At 29.0% G+C, this 21,461-nt stretch carries 15 protein-coding genes, 1 tRNA gene and 1 other annotated feature; of the genes, 15 read left to right on the top strand and 1 reads right to left on the bottom strand.

Features of this window, described 5'->3' with window-relative positions; translation table 11 throughout:
• Window positions 1-156: 156 nt before the first annotated feature.
• The 14 genes from spoIIE (at window position 157) to Q1K13_RS06145 (ending at window position 18,637) form a co-directional block, all read left to right on the top strand.
• Window positions 157-2,547 (top strand): stage II sporulation protein E, encoded by a 2,391-nt coding sequence (spoIIE, locus tag Q1K13_RS06210; protein WP_300348557.1) that lies wholly within the window; start codon window positions 157-159, stop codon window positions 2,545-2,547.
• A 239-nt stretch (window positions 2,548-2,786) separates the two neighbouring features.
• Window positions 2,787-4,196, top strand: coding sequence for a tRNA lysidine(34) synthetase TilS (gene tilS / locus Q1K13_RS06205; protein ID WP_300348556.1), 1,410 nt, complete (start codon window positions 2,787-2,789; stop codon window positions 4,194-4,196).
• Window positions 4,197-4,198: 2 nt separating this feature from the next.
• The gene (gene hpt, locus Q1K13_RS06200) at window positions 4,199-4,750 is read left to right on the top strand and encodes a hypoxanthine phosphoribosyltransferase (protein WP_300348554.1); all 552 of its coding nucleotides are present in this window, start codon (window positions 4,199-4,201) and stop codon (window positions 4,748-4,750) included.
• A 73-nt stretch (window positions 4,751-4,823) separates the two neighbouring features.
• On the top strand, window positions 4,824-6,626 hold the full coding sequence (ftsH, locus tag Q1K13_RS06195; RefSeq protein WP_300348553.1) for an ATP-dependent zinc metalloprotease FtsH: 1,803 nt from the start codon (window positions 4,824-4,826) through the stop codon (window positions 6,624-6,626).
• A gap of 227 nt (window positions 6,627-6,853) precedes the next feature.
• Window positions 6,854-8,524: a formate--tetrahydrofolate ligase gene (locus Q1K13_RS06190; RefSeq protein ID WP_300348552.1), complete on the top strand. Its 1,671-nt coding sequence runs from the start codon at window positions 6,854-6,856 to the stop codon at window positions 8,522-8,524.
• A 202-nt stretch (window positions 8,525-8,726) separates the two neighbouring features.
• On the top strand, window positions 8,727-9,506 hold the full coding sequence (locus Q1K13_RS06185; RefSeq protein WP_300348551.1) for a type III pantothenate kinase: 780 nt from the start codon (window positions 8,727-8,729) through the stop codon (window positions 9,504-9,506).
• A gap of 6 nt (window positions 9,507-9,512) precedes the next feature.
• The gene (gene dusB / locus Q1K13_RS06180; protein WP_300348549.1) at window positions 9,513-10,481 is read left to right on the top strand and encodes a tRNA dihydrouridine synthase DusB; all 969 of its coding nucleotides are present in this window, start codon (window positions 9,513-9,515) and stop codon (window positions 10,479-10,481) included.
• A gap of 290 nt (window positions 10,482-10,771) precedes the next feature.
• Window positions 10,772-11,248, top strand: a complete 477-nt coding sequence (greA, locus tag Q1K13_RS06175) for a transcription elongation factor GreA (protein ID WP_300348548.1) — start codon at window positions 10,772-10,774, stop codon at window positions 11,246-11,248.
• A gap of 25 nt (window positions 11,249-11,273) precedes the next feature.
• Window positions 11,274-12,779 (top strand): lysine--tRNA ligase, encoded by a 1,506-nt coding sequence (gene lysS, locus Q1K13_RS06170; RefSeq protein ID WP_300348547.1) that lies wholly within the window; start codon window positions 11,274-11,276, stop codon window positions 12,777-12,779.
• 250 nt (window positions 12,780-13,029) lie between these two features.
• Window positions 13,030-13,104: transfer RNA gene (locus tag Q1K13_RS06165), tRNA-Asn, on the top strand.
• A 116-nt stretch (window positions 13,105-13,220) separates the two neighbouring features.
• Window positions 13,221-13,390: a binding site (T-box leader), on the top strand.
• A gap of 173 nt (window positions 13,391-13,563) precedes the next feature.
• Window positions 13,564-14,967: a glycine--tRNA ligase gene (locus Q1K13_RS06160; RefSeq protein ID WP_300348545.1), complete on the top strand. Its 1,404-nt coding sequence runs from the start codon at window positions 13,564-13,566 to the stop codon at window positions 14,965-14,967.
• A 167-nt stretch (window positions 14,968-15,134) separates the two neighbouring features.
• Entirely contained in the window at window positions 15,135-16,253 is a 1,119-nt protein-coding gene (locus Q1K13_RS06155; RefSeq protein ID WP_300348544.1) for a M20/M25/M40 family metallo-hydrolase, read from the top strand.
• Between the two features lie 178 nt (window positions 16,254-16,431).
• On the top strand, window positions 16,432-17,298 hold the full coding sequence (locus tag Q1K13_RS06150; RefSeq protein ID WP_300348543.1) for a S66 family peptidase: 867 nt from the start codon (window positions 16,432-16,434) through the stop codon (window positions 17,296-17,298).
• 97 nt (window positions 17,299-17,395) lie between these two features.
• Window positions 17,396-18,637, top strand: a complete 1,242-nt coding sequence (locus tag Q1K13_RS06145) for an NAD(P)-dependent oxidoreductase (RefSeq protein WP_300348541.1) — start codon at window positions 17,396-17,398, stop codon at window positions 18,635-18,637.
• Window positions 18,638-18,802: 165 nt separating this feature from the next.
• Here Q1K13_RS06145 and hydE read toward each other — a convergent pair whose 3' ends face one another.
• The gene (gene hydE, locus Q1K13_RS06140) at window positions 18,803-19,852 is read right to left on the bottom strand and encodes a [FeFe] hydrogenase H-cluster radical SAM maturase HydE (RefSeq protein WP_300348540.1); all 1,050 of its coding nucleotides are present in this window, start codon (window positions 19,850-19,852) and stop codon (window positions 18,803-18,805) included.
• Window positions 19,853-20,162: 310 nt separating this feature from the next.
• Here hydE and murD point away from each other — a divergent pair.
• Window positions 20,163-21,461: UDP-N-acetylmuramoyl-L-alanine--D-glutamate ligase (gene murD / locus Q1K13_RS06135; RefSeq protein WP_300348539.1), on the top strand; the 1,299-nt coding region annotated here is incomplete at its 3' end.

Below are 21,461 nucleotides of genomic sequence, written 5' to 3'. Positions count from 1 at the left end.
AATTAAATTATAAATTAAATCATAAATATATATAGTTTTAAAATTTATTTGTTTTATTATGTCTTAAAAAAATAAAATACTCCAACAGTAAATTACAAATATTTCCTTTTAATCTTGATATAATGTTGATAAAGATTGAAGGTTAGGAGGGTAAAGATGCAGTATGAGGTTAATTTTGATAATTACAAAAGAGTAAAGAATACGGAAAATGTAAAAAAAGGTGTAAATATAGAGCTTTCTAAGGTGGGATTAATAATAGCTTTAGTTGTAGGGGGGTTAATTAGTAGAGTTTATTTAGATATGAACTTTGGAGCAATACAAGGTTTGGCTCCATTTGGACTAGCTTATTTAATTGCTATATCAAATTATGAAAGAAAATATATAGTTATATCAAGTTTAGGGGTTATTTTAGGCTATGCAACTTTGTTTAGTAAATTAATAAACTTTCCAGCTTACATAATAACTACAGCTTTACTAACTATTTTTTCTATGACAAAAATGAAGAACAAAACAAGTAATTTATCAAATTTTATTTTGATTTTTTTTGTTTTATTTGTTTATGACTTTTTAATTGGAGAAGTTGATCTTGCTATTACATTAATAAGCGCAATCGCAGTTACTGCCTTAGTTTATCCTATTTTTTATATTATAAATTATACTTTAAAATGTGTTGAGGAGATAAACACTCAGCATTTCTTTTCAATGGATGAAATAGTAAGTATAGAATTATTTTTATGTTTAATAATAGTTGGGATTGGAACAATAGGAATTGGTGGTGTAAGCTTTAGAAATATAGTAGCTGTTTTATTTACAATAGTTGTAGCTTTTATTTCAGATACTAATATGGGTGCTGGTGCAGGAATAACTATGGGGATAATTCTTGGGTTTACTACTGGAAATTTGTTAGAGGAAATAGCTATATATGGAGCTTGTGGTCTTGTAGCAGGAATATTTAGAGAGTCAGGAAAGTTATTAACTGCTCTTTCATTTAACATAATTTTTGTAATCGTAACCTTATATTCTGGTTTATTTAATAGTGTTATATTCACTGAGGTTGTAATTGGAACAGTAGCATTTTTATTTGTTCCTAAAAAGATTTATAAAAAAATTGCTTTAGAAATAAATAAAGAAAGAAAAGAAGATCACTTTAATGAAGAGAGGTTTAATAAAATAAAAGATGAGTTAACATATAAATTAAGAGATTTTACGGAAGTTTTAGTGATGATGAGTAGATCATTAAATAGTCTTGTTGGAAATGAAAAACTATCAATAAAGAATAAAGGGCATGCTTTAGTTGAAAATTTATCTGATAGAACATGTAGTGATTGTGATATGAGATATATGTGTTGGAAGAGAGAGTTACATCAAACTTATAATTCTTTTGCAGATTTAATAAGTAATTATGAAAATAATATTGGGGTTTTCCCTAATGAACTTGAGAAGAAGTGTATTAAAAAATATGCTTTAATGAAAAATTTAGAAGATATAATGAATGTTTATATGATAAATGAAACTTTAAGAAGTAGAATGGGAGAGGGGAGAAAAATACTTTCTAACCACATAAATAATATGTCATTAACAATTGGAGAAATTGTTGATGAGTTTGGAAGTGAAATTCACTTATGTACTGACATTGAGAGAAATATTAAGAAATCTCTTTTAAAATATGGAATTCGTTTTGGAGATTTACTTTGTTATAACGATAAAAATGGAAGAATAAAAATAAAAATGCAAGCTGAAAATTGTATGGGGTCTCAAAGCTGTATAAAAACAATACTTCCTATTATAAGTGAAACCATTGGTAAAAAAATGAGTATAGGAAGTGATGGATGCAATATTAATGTTAAAACTAATATGTGTGAGTTTATCATAGAAGAAGCTCCAAAATATCATGTTAATTCTCATGCTGCTGTTGCAACTAAAGAGGGTGAGAAGTTTACAGGAGATTCTTATACTTGGGCTAGAACTAAGGATGGTAATTATATAACTGTAATATCAGATGGTATGGGATCAGGTCCAGAAGCAGGTCTTGAAAGTAAAATTTCCGTAGAGATAATAGAAAAGTTTATGGATGTTGGTTTTGATGAAAAGATAGCAATTGATGCTGTTAATGCAATTATGAGTATAAAATTTAGTGAGGATGAAAAATTCTCTACATTAGATATGAGTAAGATTGATTTATATACTGGTGATGTTAAATTTATGAAGGTTGGAGCCATAGAAAGTTTTATAAAAAGAGGAAACAAAGTAGAAGTTATAAATGCTAACACGCTTCCTTTTGGAGTATTAGAAGAACCAGATATAGATATTGTAGAAAAAAATGTTGGCAGTGGAGATTTCATTATAAATATAAGTGATGGAATATTAGATGTTAAGAATGATGGTAGTTTTGATACTACTTGGCTAATTAAGTTTTTAAAGGAGACTAGTTACAAACAGCCTAAAGAATTATCGGTAGCTATATTAGAAAAAGCTAAAGAATTAAGTGGTGGAAAAGCTAAGGATGATATGACGGTTGTTGTATCAAAGATTTTTGGTATAAATTAAATTGAGTGTTTAATATGTTTTTTGATAAAGTGCATACAACAGCGAGAATTTAATAAATCTTTTAAGTTTAGTTTTGTATGTACTTTATATTTATGTACAAACTAACAAAAGTTAAAAATAATAAATATTAATTAAGTAGAAAAAGGTAATTTTCTAAATACGAACTTTTTCGAAAACATAAGCTTTAATTTATGTGTTATAATATTAAGGCAAAATATAATATTTATGGAGTGAGTTACATGATAAAAAAAGTTAAAGAATTTATAAAGGATAACTCCATGATTCAAAGTGGAGATAAGGTTTTGGTAGCTTTATCTGGTGGACCAGACTCAGCATGTCTGTTACATATTTTAAGTGAATTGAGAGAGTTATTAAATATAGAGATTTATGCGGCACATGTTAATCATTGTTTAAGAGGTGAGAGTGCTTTAGGTGATGAGGAGTATGTTCAAGAATTATGCCAAAAGTTAAATATTAAATGCTTTGTTAGAAGAGTGGATATAAATAAGATAAGTAAAGAAAGAAATATTTCAACTGAAATGGCTGGAAGAGAAGAAAGATATAAATTTTTTGAAGAACTTAAAGAAGAACACTCATTAGATAAGATAGCCATAGCACACAATGCTAATGATCAGGCTGAAACTCTTATAATGAGGGCTTTAAGAGGAACAGGAATAGAAGGCTTAGTTGGAATTAGACCAGTTAGAGATGGAATTTTCATAAGACCTATATTAGTCTTAAGAAGAAATGAAATAGAGGAGTATTGTAAAAAGAAAAATATTAACCCAAGAATAGATGAAACTAATTTAGAAGATATATATTCAAGAAATAAGATTAGATTAAAAGTAATACCATTTATACAAGAAAATTTTAATCCAGATATAGTTACAGCTTTAAATAGATTAGCTTATAGTTGTAGTAAGGATGTTGAATTTATTCAAGAAGAAGTTGAAAAAAGATATCCTAAATTATGCATTTCAGAAAGAAATAGTGTGGTTATAAAAGAAGAAGCTTTTAAAGAGAGAGAAGCTATTTTAAGTAGAATAATAAAGAAAGCTTTAGTTGAAGTAAGTTCAAAACATTCAAATTTTGAATTGAAACATATACATGACATAATATCATTAAAAGAAAAAGGAACAGGAAAACAAATAAACATAACTAATGGTGTTGTTGCATTAAATGAATATGGTCAGATAAGAATAAAACTTATTGATGATAAAAAAGAGAAAGAGACTAAGGTTTTAAATTTAAAAAACGTAAAAGAAGAGTTAGATGTGAACAAAGAAATAACAATTAGTGATGAAATTTTAGGAATTTATGAACTAAAAGTAGAAGATTTTAAAAAAGGTGAGAAATTTTCAAAAGATAGATTTATAAAATCTTTTGATTATGATAAAATTTCCAGTGTAGATATTAGATTTAGAAAAAATGGTGATAAAATAATTCCTTTAGGAATGAAGAGTGCCAAAAAGCTAAAAGATATATTTATAAATAATAAGATACCTAAAGATGAAAGAGATTTTATTCCACTTGTTATATTTAATGATGAAATAAGCTGGATAGTAGGACACAATGTTAGCGAAACTTTTAAAGTTACAAATAAAACTAAAAAGGTAATAAAGATTACTTTTAAAGGAAAGGGAAATTAATTATGAGAAAAGACATAAGAAATGATATTAAAGAGGTTTTATACTCAGAGGAACAATTAGCTAAACGTGTGAAAGAAATGGCTGATGAGATTAGTAAGGATTACGATGGAAAAGATTTATTAGTTGTAGGAATATTAAAAGGTTCAGTTGTATTTACATCAGATTTAATAAAAAATATAACTATCCCATGTGAAATAGACTTTATGGCTGTTTCAAGTTATGGAAATTCAGCTCAAACATCAGGTGTAGTAAGAATCTTAAAAGATTTAGATAGTGATATAGAAAATAAACATATTCTTATAGTTGAGGATATTGTTGATACAGGAACTACTTTAAGTTATCTTTTAGAATACTTAAAAGCTAGAAAAGCTGCTAGTATAGAAATAGTTGCTTTATTAGATAAGGAAGCTAGAAGAACTTCAAATGTGTTTACTAAGTATAAGGGATTTGATGTACCAGATGAATTTATAGTTGGGTATGGAATAGACTATGCTGAAAAGTATAGAAATTTACCTTTCATAGGTTCTTTAAAAGAAGAAATCTATAAAAAATAATAAAAAATATTATAAGATATAGATTCTTATAATAAAATTCTCTAAAACGATAGTCAGAGAGGGGGCCATAGAGATGAAAAAAATACCTAATTTAGTTACTTACATTGCAGGGCTTGCTTTAATAATGATACTTGCATTTGCTTTCTATAGAAATGGCACTCAAGGTAAATTAATACCATTTAGTGAGTTTAAGCAAAGTTTTGTTAGTAATCAAGTTGAAACAATGACAATAAGAGAAGATAAAGATATGATTGATGGTGTTCTCAAAGATGGTAAAAGATTTACAACGTATGTATCTGTAGAAACGATAAATAATCTTATTAAAGATAATAAGGATGTAGATACCATCATAAAATTTACACCACCTAGCAATATGGGAATGTGGTTTAACATAATACCTACAGTTCTTATAATGGGTTTATTCTTATTTGGATTCTTAATGATGACACAGCAAGGTCAAGGCGGTGGAAATAGAGGTGTTATGAATTTTGGCAAAAGTAAAGCTAAAATGGCGAATCTAGATGGAAAGAAAGTAACATTCAAGGATGTTGCTGGTGCTGATGAAGAAAAAGGTGAGTTAGAAGAAATTGTTGATTTCTTAAAACAACCTAAAAAATATATAGAGATGGGAGCTAGAATTCCTAAAGGAGTACTTTTAGTTGGACCTCCTGGAACAGGAAAAACACTCCTTGCTAAGGCTATAGCTGGGGAGGCAGGAGTTCCTTTCTTTAGTATATCAGGTTCAGATTTCGTTGAGATGTTTGTTGGGGTAGGTGCTTCAAGAGTAAGAGATTTATTTGAACAAGCAAAAAAGAATGCACCATGTATTATATTTATAGATGAAATTGATGCTGTTGGTAGACAAAGAGGAGCTGGCGTTGGTGGAGGTCATGATGAAAGAGAGCAAACATTAAACCAATTGCTAGTTGAAATGGATGGTTTTGGTGTTAATGAAGGAATAATCATGATAGCTGCGACTAATAGACCAGACATTTTAGACCCAGCATTATTAAGACCAGGAAGATTTGATAGAAGAATTTTAGTTGGTGCACCAGATGTTAAAGGTAGAGAAGAGGTTTTAAAAGTTCATACTAGAAATAAAAATCTATCTAATGATATAGATTTAAAAACTTTAGCTAAGATGACACCAGGTTTTAGTGGTGCAGACTTAGAAAACTTAACTAATGAAGCTGCACTTCTTGCTGTTAGAAGAGGCAAGATTAGTATTGATATGAAGGATATAGAAGAGGCCATAACAAGAGTTATTGCAGGTCCTGAGAAAAAAAGTAGAGTTGTTAGCGAATATGATAGAAGAATAACTGCTGTACATGAATCAGGTCACGCTGTAGTAAGTAATTTGTTAGAGTATTCTGATCCAGTTCATGAAATTAGTATAATTCAAAGAGGTATGGCTGCAGGTTATACAATGAATTTACCAGATCAAGATAGAACTCATACATCTAGAAAGCAACTTAAGGATAAAATGGTTGAACTTTTAGGTGGAAGAGTAGCTGAGAAATTGGTTATTGGAGATATAAGTGCTGGAGCTAAGAATGATATAGATAGAGCTAGTCACATTGCTAGAAGTATGGTTATGGAATATGGAATGAGTGATGTTATTGGACCTATATCATTTGGTGGAAGCGATGGCGGAGAAGTTTTCTTAGGTAGAGATATTGGAAAGAGCAGTAATATTAGTGAAGAAACTGCTTCTAAGATTGATAAAGAAATCAAAAAGTTAATAGATGAAGCTTATAATAGAGCAGAAGTGTTATTAACAGAAAATATAAGTAAATTAAATGCAGTAACTGATGTATTACTTGAAAAAGAAAAAATTGATGGAAATGAGTTTAGAGAAATATTTAAAAACTCATAAAATATTTTAAAGAGATGCTAAAAGCATCTCTTTTTTATAATTATAATATTAAAATTAATTTATGATATTTTAATAAATTAATTTATGTACTATAATTGATTAAAGTTAAAATTTAAACACACGAACTATATTATATTTTTGTGATTAAATATTCGTTAAAATTCATTGTTTTTTATGGAAATATGGTTATAATATTAAATATATTAGTTAAAATGAGGTGGGAAGTTATGAAGAATGATATTGAAATAGCACAGAGTGCAAAAATGGAGCCAATAGTTGATATCGCTAAGAAAATAGGATTGAGTGAAGATGATATTGAGCTTTATGGAAAATATAAATGTAAGATATCTTTAGAAGCAATAAATAGATTAGAAAATAATAAAATGGGAAAGCTTGTATTAGTTACAGCTATTAATCCAACACCTGCTGGAGAAGGAAAATCAACAGTTACAGTAGGTTTAGGACAAGCTTTAAATAAAATAGGCAAGAATACTATTATTACCTTAAGAGAACCTTCTTTAGGTCCAGTATTTGGAATAAAAGGAGGAGCTGCTGGTGGTGGATATTCTCAGGTTGTTCCAATGGAAGATATAAACTTACATTTTACAGGTGATATGCATGCAATAACATCAGCTAATAATCTTCTATGTGCAGCTATAGATAACCATATTCATCAGGGAAATAAATTAAAAATAGATTCAAGAAGAATTGTATTTAAAAGAGTAATTGATATGAATGATAGAGCTTTAAGAAGTATAGTTGTTGGAATGGGTGGAAAAATAAATGGATTCTTAAGAGAAGATGGATTTATGATCACTGTTGCATCAGAAATAATGGCTATATTATGCATGGCTAAGGATTTAGAAGATTTAAAAGAGAGAATGGGAAATATTCTTGTTGCTTATAATTTAGATGGAGAACCTGTTTATGCTAAAGAATTAGAGGTAGACGGTGCCATGGCATTACTTATGAAGGATGCTATTAAACCAAATTTAGTTCAAACTTTAGAAAACACACCTGCAATTATACATGGTGGACCATTCGCTAACATAGCACATGGATGCAACTCAATAATAGCGACAAAAACAGCATTGAAAATGAGTGATATAACAATAACAGAGGCTGGTTTTGGTGCAGACTTAGGTGCTGAAAAATTCTTAGATATTAAATGTAGATATGGTGAATTAAATCCTGATTGTGTAGTTTTAGTTGCTACAATAAGGGCTTTAAAACATCACGGTGGAGTAAAGAAGGAAGAACTTTCTATTCCTAATATAGAAGCTTTAAATAAGGGAATTGAAAATTTAGAAAAACAAATTGAAAATATAAAATCATATGGAGTTCCAGTTGTTGTTGCAATAAATAAGTTTACAACTGATTCAGATGAAGAGGTTAAAACTATTGAAGACTTCTGCAAAAATTTAGGTGTTGAAGTAAGCTTAACTGAAGTTTGGGAAAAAGGGGGAGAAGGTGGAATAGATTTAGCTAACAAAGTTATAAAAACTATGGAAAACGAACCTTCAAACTTTAAGGTTATATATGATTCAGAAGAAAGCATACAGGATAAGGTTTTAAAAATAGTTCAAACTATATATGGTGGAAATGGAGTTAACTATACTCCACAAGCTCTTAAACAGATAGGTGAGATTGAAAAGTTTAATTTAGATAAGTTGCCAATATGTATGGCTAAAACACAATATTCTTTATCAGATAACCCTAGTCTTTTAGGAAGACCTAAGAACTTTGATATAACTGTCAAAGAAGTTAGGGTTTCAAATGGTGCTGGATTCATAGTTGTTTTAACAGGAGATGTTATGACTATGCCTGGATTACCAAAGGTTCCAGCTGCTAATAAAATGGATATAAAAGATAATGGAGAAATAGTAGGATTATTCTAAATGTTTAGATAATTTTAAGGCTTATATGATGTTGTTAAAAAAATAGTCATATAAGCCTTTTTTTATTTAAAAACTAGTAATTGTAATTGCTTGACAAATGTATAGTAGTTGTTAAAATTAATATTGTTATATAAAGGGGACATGGTATTTTCCGGGCAGCTTTATTAGCTGTCTTTAATTATATTAAGGTGGTGTAAAACACATGATTTTATTAATAGATGTAGGTAATACGAATATAGTTTTAGGTGTTCATGATAATAATAGATACATAGCATCATGGAGAATATCTACAGATTCTAAAAAAACATCAGATGAGTATTCAATACAAGTTATGCAACTATTCAATCAAGCAAAGTTAAATCCAGAGGATGTAGAAGGAATAATTATTTCTTCAGTAGTACCAAATATAATGCATTCTTTAGAGAATATGGTTAGAAAGTGTTTCTGCAAGGAACCGATAGTTGTAGGACCTGGAATAAAAACTGGAATTAATATAAAGTATGATAATCCAAAAGAAGTTGGTGCAGATAGAATAGTAAACGCAGTAGCAGCTTTTGATAAACATAAGAAACCTATGATAATAATTGATTTTGGTACGGCAACAACATTCTGTGCTATTACAGAAAAGGGAGATTATTTAGGTGGAAATATATGTCCTGGAATTCAAATTTCAGCAGATGCTTTATTTGAAAGAGCTGCTAAACTACCTAGAATAGAGCTTGAAAAACCTAAGAGTTTAATTTGTAAAAACACAGTTACAAGCATGCAAGCTGGAATAATATATGGTTATATTGGAAAAGTTGAATATATAGTAAAACGTATGAAGAAAGAAATGATGGATTTAGGAGAAAAAGAACCATTTGTATTAGCTACAGGAGGGTTAGCTAAACTTGTTTATAGCGAAACGGATGTAATTGATGAAGTAGATCGTAGATTAACTTTAGAAGGTCTTAAAGTTCTTTACGAGAAAAACAAGGAGTAGAAATTAATGAAAATATCAAACATAGTTTTAGAAAATAATGTTTTTTTAGCACCTATGGCTGGCGTAACAGATATATCTTTTAGAGGATTATGCAAAGAAATGGGAGCTGGAATTGTTTGTACTGAGATGGTTAGTGCAAAGGCATTGTACTATGGAAGTGAAAATACAAAAGAATTAATGAGAATTGCAGATGAGGAAAAACCTGTATCATGCCAAATGTTTGGTAATGATCCAGAAATAATGGCTTATGTAACAGAAAAACATTTTAATACAAATGATGATATATGTATAATAGATGTAAATATGGGGTGTCCAGCACCTAAAATTGTTAAAAATGGTGAAGGTTCAGCTTTGATGAAGGATCCAAAACTAGCTTATGAGGTTATAAATAACATTAAAAAAGTTGCTACAAAACCTGTAACCGTTAAGTTTAGAATGGGATTTGATGAAAATAATATAAATGCAGTTGAATTTGCAAAAATCATGGAAGAGGCAGGAGCAGATGCTGTTGCAATACATGGTAGAACAAGAGCTCAGATGTATGAGGGTAAGGCTAATTGGGATATAATTAAACAGGTAAAAGAATCTGTAAATATTCCAGTTATAGGGAATGGTGATGTGTTTAATGCTGATGATGCTTTAAAACTTAAAAATGAAACAAATTGCGATGGAATCATGGTTGCAAGAGGAAGCATGGGTAACCCATGGATATTCAAACAGATTACTCAAAAATTAAATGGGGAAGAACCTCATATTCCAACTCCAAGTGAGAAAATAGATATGTGTATAAGACATTATAATCTAGCTTTAAAATATGATGGAGAGTATAAAGCTGTTAGAGAGATGAGAAAACATACAGCTTGGTATATAAAAGGATTAAACAACTGTACAGAAATAAAAAATAGATTGAACCTTGAAAATGATCCTAATAAAGTTATGGAAATACTGAGAGAGTACAAAGAATATTTAAAGTAAAAATACTTTTAATATTTATCATAAATTATATTATTACTGGATATAATAAATAATCAATATAATATTAGATGTTTAATTTATACAAATCCAGTTGATAATGAAATTTAAATAATGTTTTTTATTTAGCAAATTCTATCTTAAGTTATATATAGTTTGACATAATAATTTTTAAGAATTATAATTATTTGAATAATCAGGCATTAATAATTTTAAAGTTTTTATTAACTGTATATTAACATGTTAAGTTTAAATATGATATTATAATAATATGTTCAAAGGGGAGAAAGAAAATGAGCACAAAGAAGCATATAATGACATATGAAGGTGTTAAAAAATTAGAAGATGAATTAGAATACCTTAAAACAGTAAAAAGAAAAGAGATAACTGAAAAGATAAAGGTTGCTTTAGGATATGGAGATTTAAGTGAGAACTCTGAATATGATGAAGCTAAAAATGAGCAAGCATTTACAGAGGGAAGAATAATCCAATTAGAAAACATGCTTAAGAATGCTGTTGTTGTTGATGAATCAGAAATATCAACTGATAGTGTTACAGTTGGATCAATAGTTAAAGTTATGGACTTTGATTTTGATGAAGAAATTGAGTACACAATAGTTGGTTCAGCAGAAGCAGATCCAATGAACTTTAAAATATCAAATGAGTCACCAGTTGGAGAAGGATTAATGGGTAAGAAAGTTGGAGATGTAATAGAGGTGGAAGTACCAGGAGGGACTGCTAAGTTCGAGGTTCTTGGAATAAGAATATAGATAACATAAATGGAGGGATTTTTAAATGTCAAATGAGGAAATAAATATTCACGAATCAGAAGCTCAATTAAGTGAACAAGAGATGTTAAGAAGACAAAAGCTTGCTGAATTACAGGAAGCTGGTAAGGACCCATTTGATGTATACAAGGTAGAAAAAACTCATTCTTCTGCCGATGTAAAGGATAATTTTGAAGAGTTAGAAGGTAAAGAAGTTAAAATTGCTGGAAGACTTATGTCAAAAAGAGGTCAAGGTAAAGTTGTATTCGCTGATTTATCAGATTTAGATGGAAAAATACAGTTATTCGTTAAAATCGATAACGTTGGAGAAGAAGCTTTAAAATCATTTAAAACATTTGATTTAGGTGATTGGGTTGCTGCAACTGGAGAAGTTTTCAAAACAAAAATGGGTGAGGTTTCAGTTAAAGTTACTTCATTCGAATTAATATGTAAATCTTTAAAACCATTACCAGAAAAATGGCATGGATTAAAAGATCCAGATTTAAGATATAGACAAAGAGAAGTAGATATCATAACTAACCCAGAAGTTAAGGATACTTTTATAAAAAGATCTCAAATAATAAAAGCTATAAGAGAATTCTTAGATAACAGAGGATTCTTAGAGGTTGATACACCAATACTTTCACCAATCGCTGGTGGGGCTGCGGCTAGACCTTTCATAACTCACCACAATGCTTTAGACATAGATATGTATTTAAGAATTGCTACTGAGTTATACCTAAAAAGATTAATAGTAGCTGGATTTGAAAAAGTTTATGAAATGGGTAAAAACTTCAGAAATGAAGGAGTTTCAGTAAGACATAATCCAGAATTCACAGCTATAGAGTTATACGAAGCATATGCTGATTACAATGATATGATGGAAATCATGGAAAATATGATTGCATATGTTTGTGAAAAGGTAAATGGATCAACTAAGGTTACTTATGAAGGAACTGAAATAGACTTCACACCACCATGGAGAAGAATCACTATGGTTGATGCTGTTAAAGAGTTTGCTGGAGTAGATTTCAATGAAATTAAGAGTGATGAAGAAGCTCAAGCTATTGCTAAAGAGAAAAACTTAGAATTCCCTAAACCATTAGATAAGGTTACTAAAGGGGAAGTTCTAAACATGTTATTCGAAGAATATGGTGAAGAGCACTTAATCCAACCTACTTTCTTAGTAGATTATCCAGTAGAAATTTCACCTCTTACTAAGAAAAAGAGAGGAAACGAAATGTTTACTGAGAGATTCGAAGGATTTGTATATGGTAGAGAAGTATGTAATGCATACTCAGAGCTTAACGATCCAATAGTTCAAAGAGAAAGATTTGAACAACAAGCTAAGGAAAGAGAATACGGAGATGATGAAGCATACATGTTAGATGAAGAATTCATGAGTGCTTTAGAAACTGGTATGCCTCCAACAGGTGGATTAGGAATAGGTATAGATAGAATGATAATGTTCTTAACTGATTCATCATCAATAAGAGACGTTATATTATTCCCAACAATGAAACCACAAAAATAGTTTTTATAAAAGGAGTTTGCTTTTAAGTAAACTCTTTTTTATTTTTATTATAAAAAATATATAGAAATTAAATCTTTTTATATTAGCTAAATTTTAAAAATAGTAGTTAATATTTAATTATATTTTTAGAGATATTTATGCATAAATTTACTTAGAATACTGAGTGGAAAAAATATAAAAAATTTTATGGAAAATAATAAAAAAACTATTGTTTTTTATTTTAAATATGATATAATAAATTTGTAAATGTTCCTCGGTAGCTCAATGGTGGAGCACTCGGCTGTTAACCGATAGGTTGGAGGTTCGAGTCCTCTCCGAGGAGCCATTTTTTTATTCAAAAATAGATAAAAAGAATTTATAAGTATATAAAATTTATATGTTTATAAATTCTTTTTTTATTGACATATAATTTAGTTTTGATAAAATTAAGAATATAACTTAATATGTACTATGATGAAGAGGAGTAGTTTTAATTTTCTTTTTAGAGAGGTAACGGGTGGTGAAAGTTATCAAGATATTAAAATGAAGGGAGCTTTTGAGTACAATTGTTTTAAGAGAGATGAGCTTTTGCTAAAAAGGGTGGAACCGCGGAATTTAATTTCGTCCCTTTGAATGTAAAGAGCTTTTTTTATTTTATAACAAAGCCCTTATTCTGTTAATCTACATGAGTATTTCTAGCAGATAATTCTGTTAGAAATATTTCTTTAAGGAGTTTAAACTTCTTTTTTTAGAGAAGAATTTAATATAAAAAATAATTTATTTAATATAAATGGAGGTAATTGAAATGGCAGTAGAAAAAACTATGGATAAAATAGTAGCCTTATGTAAGAATAGAGGATTCATATTCCCAGGTTCAGAAATCTACGGTGGACTTGCAAACTCATGGGATTACGGCCCACTTGGAGTAGAATTCAAAAACAATGTTAAAAAAGCGTGGTGGAAGAAATTCGTTCAAGAAAGCAAATATAACGTTGGATTAGATTCAGCTATCTTAATGAATAGAGAAGTTTGGGTAGCTTCAGGTCACGTAGGTGGATTCTCAGATCCTCTAATGGATTGTAAAGAGTGTAAAGCTAGATTTAGAGCTGATAAATTAGTTGAAGATCATATGACTGAAAATGGAGCGGAAGTAGCTACAGCTGATGGATGGACTAATGAAGAATTAATGGACTACATAACTAAGAACAACATAGTTTGTCCTAAATGTGGAAAATTAAACTATACTGATATAAGAAAATTCAACTTAATGTTCAAAACTTTCCAAGGAATAACTGAGGATAGTAAGAACGAAGTTTACTTAAGACCAGAGACAGCTCAAGGTATATTTGTAAACTTTAAATCAGTTCAAAGAACTTCAAGAAAGAAAGTGCCATTTGGAATAGGTCAAATAGGTAAATCTTTCAGAAATGAAATAACTCCAGGTAACTTTACTTTCAGAACTAGAGAGTTTGAACAAATGGAACTTGAATTCTTCTGTAAGCCAGGAACTGACTTAGAATGGTTCAATTTCTGGAAAGAAAGTTGTTGGAACTTCCTATTAAATTTAGGAATAAACAAAGATAACATAAGAATGAGAGATCATGGAGAGGAAGAATTAAGCTTCTACTCAAATGCTACTTCAGATATAGAATATTTATTCCCATTTGGATGGGGAGAATTATGGGGAATAGCTGATAGAACAGACTATGACTTAAATAAGCATGCTGAGCATTCAGGTCAAGACATGACTTACTTAGACCCAACAACTAACGAGAAATACGTACCATATGTTATAGAACCATCATTAGGAGCTGACAGGGTTGCATTAGCATTCTTAGTTGAAGCTTATGATGAAGAAGAATTGGAAGCTGCTAATGGAAAAGTTGATGTAAGAACAGTTATGCATTTACATCCAGCTTTAGCACCATTCAAAGCTGCTGTATTACCACTTTCTAAGAAATTATCAGAGAAGGCTGATGAGGTTTATGCTGAATTAAGCAAACATTTCAATATAGACTTTGATGAAACTGGAAGTATAGGTAAGAGATACAGAAGACAAGACGAAATAGGTACTCCATTCTGTATAACAGTTGACTTCGAAACTGAGAACGATGGATGTGTTACTATAAGAAATAGAGATAATATGGAACAAGAAAGAGTTAAAATAGAATATGTAAGAGCTATAATTGAAAAGAGCTTAGAATTCTAATAAAATTATTAAACAATAAACCTATAGGTAGTGAAAAATTCATTATCTATAGGTTTTATTTTTACAAGTTTATAATTTGAAATATTAATATGTTCTTAATATGGGTACAGTTGTATTTATGATATAATTTAATAAAGTTTATTACATTTTTAGGGAGGCATAAAATTATGATAAATGAAAAAAGAGTTTTAGATAGTTTTTTAGATTATATTCAAATAGATAGTGAAACTTATGAAGAAGGAAATTTTGCTAAGAGATTAGAAAAAGATTTACTTGAAGCAGGATTTGAAGTTGAATTTGATAATAGTGGAGAAAAAGTTGGTTCAAATACAGGAAATTTAATAGCCAGATTAAAAGGAAATGTAGAAGGAGAAACTATTCTTTTTGCATGTCATATGGATACTGTTAAACCTGGTAAAGGAGTAAAGCCAATAATAAAAGATGGCGTTATATATAGTGATGGAACAACTATACTAGGTGGAGATGATAAAGGTGGAATAGCTGCAATTATTGAAGCTATGAGAGTTATAAAAGAAAATAATATAGATCATGCTAATTTAGAAGTAGTATTTACTATAGCTGAAGAAACTGGCCTTTTGGGAGCTAAAAATTTAGATTATTCAAAAATAGAAGCTAAGAAAGCCTTCCTTTTTGATACAAGTGGAGATCCAGGATTTATAACTACAATTGGACCTGCTCATGATACTTTAAAGATTGTTATAAAAGGTAAACCGTCTCATGCAGGAGTTTCACCAGAAGATGGAATAAGTGCTATACAAATAGCTTCTGATGCCATAGCTAATATGAAACTTTTAAGAGTAGATGAAGATACTACTGCTAATATAGGAAAAATATCAGGAGGAGTTGCAAATAACGTAGTTTGTCCTGAAGTTATAATTGATGCTGAGGCTAGAAGTACAGTAACTTGGAAATTAGACGCTCAAACTAAGCATATGATTGAAACTTTCAAAGCTTCTACTGAAAAATTTGGAGGAGAAATTGATATTAAAGTAAATAGAATGTATGGTGCTTTCGTTATAGAAGATAATGATGATATAGTTTTACATGCTAAGAGAGCTTTCAAAAACTTAGGAATAGAAGGAGTAACTAAGGCTTCAGGTGGTGGAAGTGATACAAATATTTTCAATTGCAATGGAATTAAAGCTGTTAATCTTTCAAGTGGAGAAAGAAAACCTCATACTTTAGAGGAACACATGAAAATTGAGGATTTAGGAACACTATCAAAGATTGTTCTTGAGATAGTAAAAGAAAGTATAGCTAAGTAATATTTTATTTATTTTTTTTATTTAAGAATATAAAAGTTTATATTTTGAAAACTTTATATCTAATATATAGAATATGGTTTGATATTATAAAAATAAAATGTTTACTAACTTGGGCATGTATCAAAATAACTCTTATTATTATATTTTGATATATGTCCATTTTTTTGGAGGTTTTTTTATGAATAGCTTTTTAAAAAAAGGAGATAGTATAGGAATAATAGCTTGTTCTAATGGTCTTAGTAGAAAAAATAAGGATATATTAAATATAGTAAAAGAAAATTTAAAAAGTATAGAAATAGAATGCTTAGAGGCTGAAACTTTATATGCTAAAAAATATAATCTTTTTAGTGGATCTGGAAAAGAGAGAGCGGATTCTTTAAAAAAATTATTCTTAAATGAAGAGGTAAAGATGATTTTTGATGTTTCAGGTGGGGATTTAGCTAATGAGGTTTTAGATTACATAGATTTTGAGGTTATAAAAAATAATCCCAAGGCTTTTTGTGGATATAGTGATTTAACTGTATTATTAAATGCAATTTATTCACAGTGTAATATACCTACATATAACTATCAATTAAGAAATTTAGCAGGAAATTATAAAGAAGAACAATTAAAAAATTTCAAAGGTACATTTATTGATGGAAAAAAAGATCTTTTTAATATAACTTATGAATGGATAAATGGAAAAAGTCTAGAAGGAGTAGTTGTTGGAGGAAATATAAGATGTTTCTTAAAACTTGCAGGAACTAAATATATGCCAAGTTTTAAGGATAAAATATTATTCTTAGAAAGTTTTAGTGGTAATGTAGCAAAGATGATTACATATTTAACTCAGTATAAAAATTTAGGCGTTTTTGATGAGATAAAAGGAATTATTTTAGGTGAATTCACTGAAATGCAAAAAAAAGAGTACTCACCTAATATTATAGAACTTGTTAAAAGTTTTGTGGAACATAGAAATATTCCTATAATAAAAACTGAAAATTTAGGTCATAGTCAAGATGCTATGTGCTTACCAGTAGGTGAATATGTAAGTTTTAAATAGAAAGTGACTTTATTAAATTATTTTGATAAGATAATATATTATGAAAACAAAGAAGAAATTTCTTATATAGTATTAAGAAATTAGGGGGTTATTAAATATGACATTAAATGAGCAAAATTTAAAAGAAGAAGCTTTAAGATGCTTTATGTGTAAAAATCCAAGATGTAAAGCTAATTGTCCAATAAGCACTCCTATTCCAGAAGTAATAGGTTTATTTAAAGAAGATAAAATTAAAGAAGCTGGAGATATATTATTTGAAAACAACCCATTATCTGTTGTTTGTTCAATAGTTTGTCCTCATGAGAATCAATGCAAAGGAAATTGTATAAGAGGAATAAAAGAAACACCAGTAAATTTTAGTGAAATAGAGAGATTGATTTCAACTGAGTACTTAGAAAATTTAGAACTTATTCAAAGTGAAATTCTAGAAGACAAGATAGCTATTATAGGAGGAGGCCCAGCAGGAATAACTGCAGCATTTATTTTAGCTAAAAAAGGATATCAAGTAACTATTTTTGAGGAAAATGATAAAATAGGTGGAGTTTTAAGATATGGTATTCCTGATTTTAGATTATCAAGAGAAATAATAGATAAATATGAAGAAGCATTACTTAAATTAAATGTAAAAATAAGACCTAACACATTAGTTGGTAAAGTAATAACATTGGACATGCTAAAAAATGATGGATATAAAGCAATATTCATAGCAACTGGTGTATGGAATCCTAAGACTTTAAATGTTAAGGGAGAAACATTAGGAAATGTTCATTACGCTATAGATTATTTAAAAGCACCAAAATCATATAATTTAGGAGAAAAAGTTGTAATAATAGGAGCAGGTAATGTGGCTATGGATGCAGCTAGAACTGCCAAGAGAAATGGTGCTGATACTTATGTTTTATATAGAAAAAGTTTTGAAGATATGCCAGCTACAAAGGTTGAGATAGAAGAGGCTAAAGAAGATGGGATTAAATTTGAACTATATAAAGCACCATTAGAAATATATGAAGATGGAATCAAGTACATAAAAACTGAAAGAATTGTTTCAGAAGATGGAAGAACATCATTTAGAAGTATTGAAGATAGTGAAGATATATTTAAATGTGATTCAATAATAGTTGCTATAAGTCAGGCACCAAGAGATAATATAGTTTCAACAAGTAAAGAGCTTTCAATTAATAAATGGGGATTAGTTGAAACAGATGAAAATGGAATAACAACAATGAATGGAGTATTTGCTTCAGGAGATGTAGTAAGTGGTCCTAAAACAGTTGTTGAAGCTGTTGCAAATAGTAAAAAAGTTTCTGAAGCTATAGATGAGTTTTGTAAAAATAATTAATTAAAAATTACGCTTTATAAAAATTGAAGTTAATATTTTAAAACAATAAATACTAAATTTAAAAGGACTTTAGAATTGAAACTTATAATTCTAAAGTCCTTTATTATATATTAATTAAGATAAAATTATAAATATAAATTTTTGTTTGAAAATAAAAAATTATATTTATTTAAGTTTATTTTTAGGACCAAAACCATTATCTCTAAAACCAGGTCCATCAGATACAATTCTACCTATACCTCTAATTTTTCCAGAAATACATCCTCTGCAATGAGCAGGAGTATCTCCAGTACAAATTTTACCTGGGTATAAAGCATAAAGCTTTCTATATTCTCCCTCTGTAACATTAGGCATAACTACGTTTGCTCCACATTTAAGCGCAATAACTCTTCCTTGTTTATTTAGAGTTTCCATGGCAGTTGTTGCAGGAATATTTATATCAGGTAAAAGAATTCTAACTATTGCCATGACCTTTAATGCTAATTCAAATTGACCACCCTCTGCATTGGCAAGAGGAGTATCTTCATTTGGAATAAATGGACCTATACCATTCATATCAACATCAAGTTCCTTAAAAAATAAAATATCATCAGCTAATGATTCAATTGTTTGTCCAGGAAGTCCAACAAGACATCCACTTCCAGTCTCATATCCTAATTTCTTTAAGTTTCTTAGACATTCCATTCTATTCTCATGACTCATACCAGGATCTAACTTTTCATATAATTCTTTATCAGTAGTTTCAATTCTTAATAAGAATCTATCAGCACCAGCTTCTTTTAATGCTTTATATTCTTCATAAGGTCTTTCACCAATACTTAAAGTTAAAGCTACTCCTAATTTTTTGATTTCCTTTACTATTGGAACTAATCTTTCAACTGTAAACCAATCATCTTCTCCACCTTGAAGGACTAAAGTTTTATAACCATAACCAACAGCTTTATTTGCAAAATCCATAATTTCTTCTGGAGTAAGTCTATATCTATTAAGATTTTTATTATCTCTTCTAAGACCACAATACATACAATTTCTTTTACATATATTCGTGAATTCAATAAGACCTCTTAAGTGAACTTCATCACCAAGACGTTCTTTTCTGACTTCATCAGCAGCATTAAAAAGTTCTTCATTTATTGAATCATCCTTTAATAAAGCTATGATTTCATCTTTTGAAAGCTCATGAGTTTTCTTTGCTCTCTCTATAATTTCGTTCATAATAATCCTCCTATTTGATTTATTTACAAGGATTTTTAGTTTCTACCTAATACCTTTTTTAATCTAAATTAATTATTGATTAATAATTATACTTCAACATTAATTTTAAAACAATACAAAGAAAAATAGATTAATAATTATTATAACATGAATATTTTTATAAAATTAGCAATAGAACGAAATAGAAAGCTAGAGAATAAGCTATAATAATATGGAATGGGGATTTCCATAGTGATATAATTAGAAAGAAATGGGATATAATTTATAATGAACCATTAAAATATTGGTGAAAATTTTGGAGGCCATAATAATGAAGAAAGACTTTAATGAGTTTAAAGAATTTATAAAAGAAAAAAATGTAGCCGTTGTTGGTATAGGGGTAAGCAATATACCACTTATAAAGTTTTTAGTTAAACTTGGTGCAAAAGTAACAGCTTTTGATATGAAGTCAGCAGAAGACTTAGGTGAAATTGCAAAAGAGTTTGAAAAAATGGGTGTAAATTTAGAACTTGGAAAAGGTTATTTAGATAGATTAACGGGTTTTGAGGTTGTATTTAAAACACCATCTATGAGAATAGATAGTGAAGCATTAGTTAGATGTAAAAATGAAGGTGCATATATAACTTCAGAGATGGAGGAATTTGTAAAATATTGCAAAGCTAAAGTTTACGCAGTTACAGGTAGTGATGGAAAAACAACAACTACTACAATAATATCCAAATTATTATCAGAACAAGGCTTTAAAACTTGGACAGGTGGAAATATAGGAACACCTTTATTCTCAAACATAGAAGAAATAAAAAAAGAAGATAAAGTTGTTCTAGAATTATCAAGTTTTCAACTTATGACTATGGATACAGAAGTAGATGTAGCTATAGTAACAAATATAACTCCAAACCACTTAGATATGCATAAAGATATGCAAGAATATATAGATGCTAAAAAGAACATATTAAAATATCAAAGAGAAAATGATCTTTTAGTAATAAATGATGAAAATGAAATAACTAAAAATTTAGATAAAGAAGCTAAAGGAAAAGTTGTTAAATTCAGTTCAAAGAAAACTGAAGGGGAAGATGCATACTATAAAGACGGAAAACTATATGTTCATGGAAAAGAAGTGTGCAAAAAAGAAAATATAGTAATAAAAGGAATGCATAATGTTGAAAATTATTTAGCTGCATTCTTAGCTGTATATGATGAAGTATCAATAGAATCAATGAAAAATGTTGCAGAAACATTTGGTGGAGTTCAACATAGATGTGAATTTGTAAGAGAATTTGAAGGGGTAAAATACTACAACGATTCTATAGCTTCAACACCAACAAGAACATTAGCAGGATTAAAAGCTTTTGATAAACCTGTTATACTTTTAGCAGGTGGATATGATAAACATGTTCCATTTGAACCATTAGCTTATGAAGGATATGAAAAAATAAAAGCAATAGTACTATTTGGTGCAACTAAACAAAAAATAGAAGATGCTTTTAATAAATTAAAAGAAGAAAAAGGTATAGAAGTACCTATATACAGTGGAAAAGACTTAGAAGAAGTTGTTATAATAGCAAAAGAAATAGCTAAAGAAGGAGATATAATAACTCTTTCACCA

Source organism: Clostridium sp. (genome assembly GCF_029267215.1).
Classification (GTDB): domain Bacteria; phylum Bacillota; class Clostridia; order Clostridiales; family Clostridiaceae; genus Sarcina.
Note: the sequence above shows the minus strand (reverse complement) of the source record. Positions and strands in the feature narration are given on the sequence as shown.

What these genes read in the sequence shown, in the direction of transcription:
- spoIIE (WP_300348557.1), top strand. Translation starts at nt 157, where the DNA reads ATGCAGTATGAGGTTAATTTTGATAATTACAAAAGAGTAAAGAATACG.
- tilS (WP_300348556.1), top strand. Translation starts at nt 2,787, where the DNA reads ATGATAAAAAAAGTTAAAGAATTTATAAAGGATAACTCCATGATTCAA.
- hpt (WP_300348554.1), top strand. Translation starts at nt 4,199, where the DNA reads ATGAGAAAAGACATAAGAAATGATATTAAAGAGGTTTTATACTCAGAG.
- ftsH (WP_300348553.1), top strand. Translation starts at nt 4,824, where the DNA reads ATGAAAAAAATACCTAATTTAGTTACTTACATTGCAGGGCTTGCTTTA.
- Q1K13_RS06190 (WP_300348552.1), top strand. Translation starts at nt 6,854, where the DNA reads ATGAAGAATGATATTGAAATAGCACAGAGTGCAAAAATGGAGCCAATA.
- Q1K13_RS06185 (WP_300348551.1), top strand. Translation starts at nt 8,727, where the DNA reads ATGATTTTATTAATAGATGTAGGTAATACGAATATAGTTTTAGGTGTT.
- dusB (WP_300348549.1), top strand. Translation starts at nt 9,513, where the DNA reads ATGAAAATATCAAACATAGTTTTAGAAAATAATGTTTTTTTAGCACCT.
- greA (WP_300348548.1), top strand. Translation starts at nt 10,772, where the DNA reads ATGAGCACAAAGAAGCATATAATGACATATGAAGGTGTTAAAAAATTA.
- lysS (WP_300348547.1), top strand. Translation starts at nt 11,274, where the DNA reads ATGTCAAATGAGGAAATAAATATTCACGAATCAGAAGCTCAATTAAGT.
- Q1K13_RS06160 (WP_300348545.1), top strand. Translation starts at nt 13,564, where the DNA reads ATGGCAGTAGAAAAAACTATGGATAAAATAGTAGCCTTATGTAAGAAT.
- Q1K13_RS06155 (WP_300348544.1), top strand. Translation starts at nt 15,135, where the DNA reads ATGATAAATGAAAAAAGAGTTTTAGATAGTTTTTTAGATTATATTCAA.
- Q1K13_RS06150 (WP_300348543.1), top strand. Translation starts at nt 16,432, where the DNA reads ATGAATAGCTTTTTAAAAAAAGGAGATAGTATAGGAATAATAGCTTGT.
- Q1K13_RS06145 (WP_300348541.1), top strand. Translation starts at nt 17,396, where the DNA reads ATGACATTAAATGAGCAAAATTTAAAAGAAGAAGCTTTAAGATGCTTT.
- hydE (WP_300348540.1), bottom strand. Translation starts at nt 19,852, where the DNA reads ATGAACGAAATTATAGAGAGAGCAAAGAAAACTCATGAGCTTTCAAAA.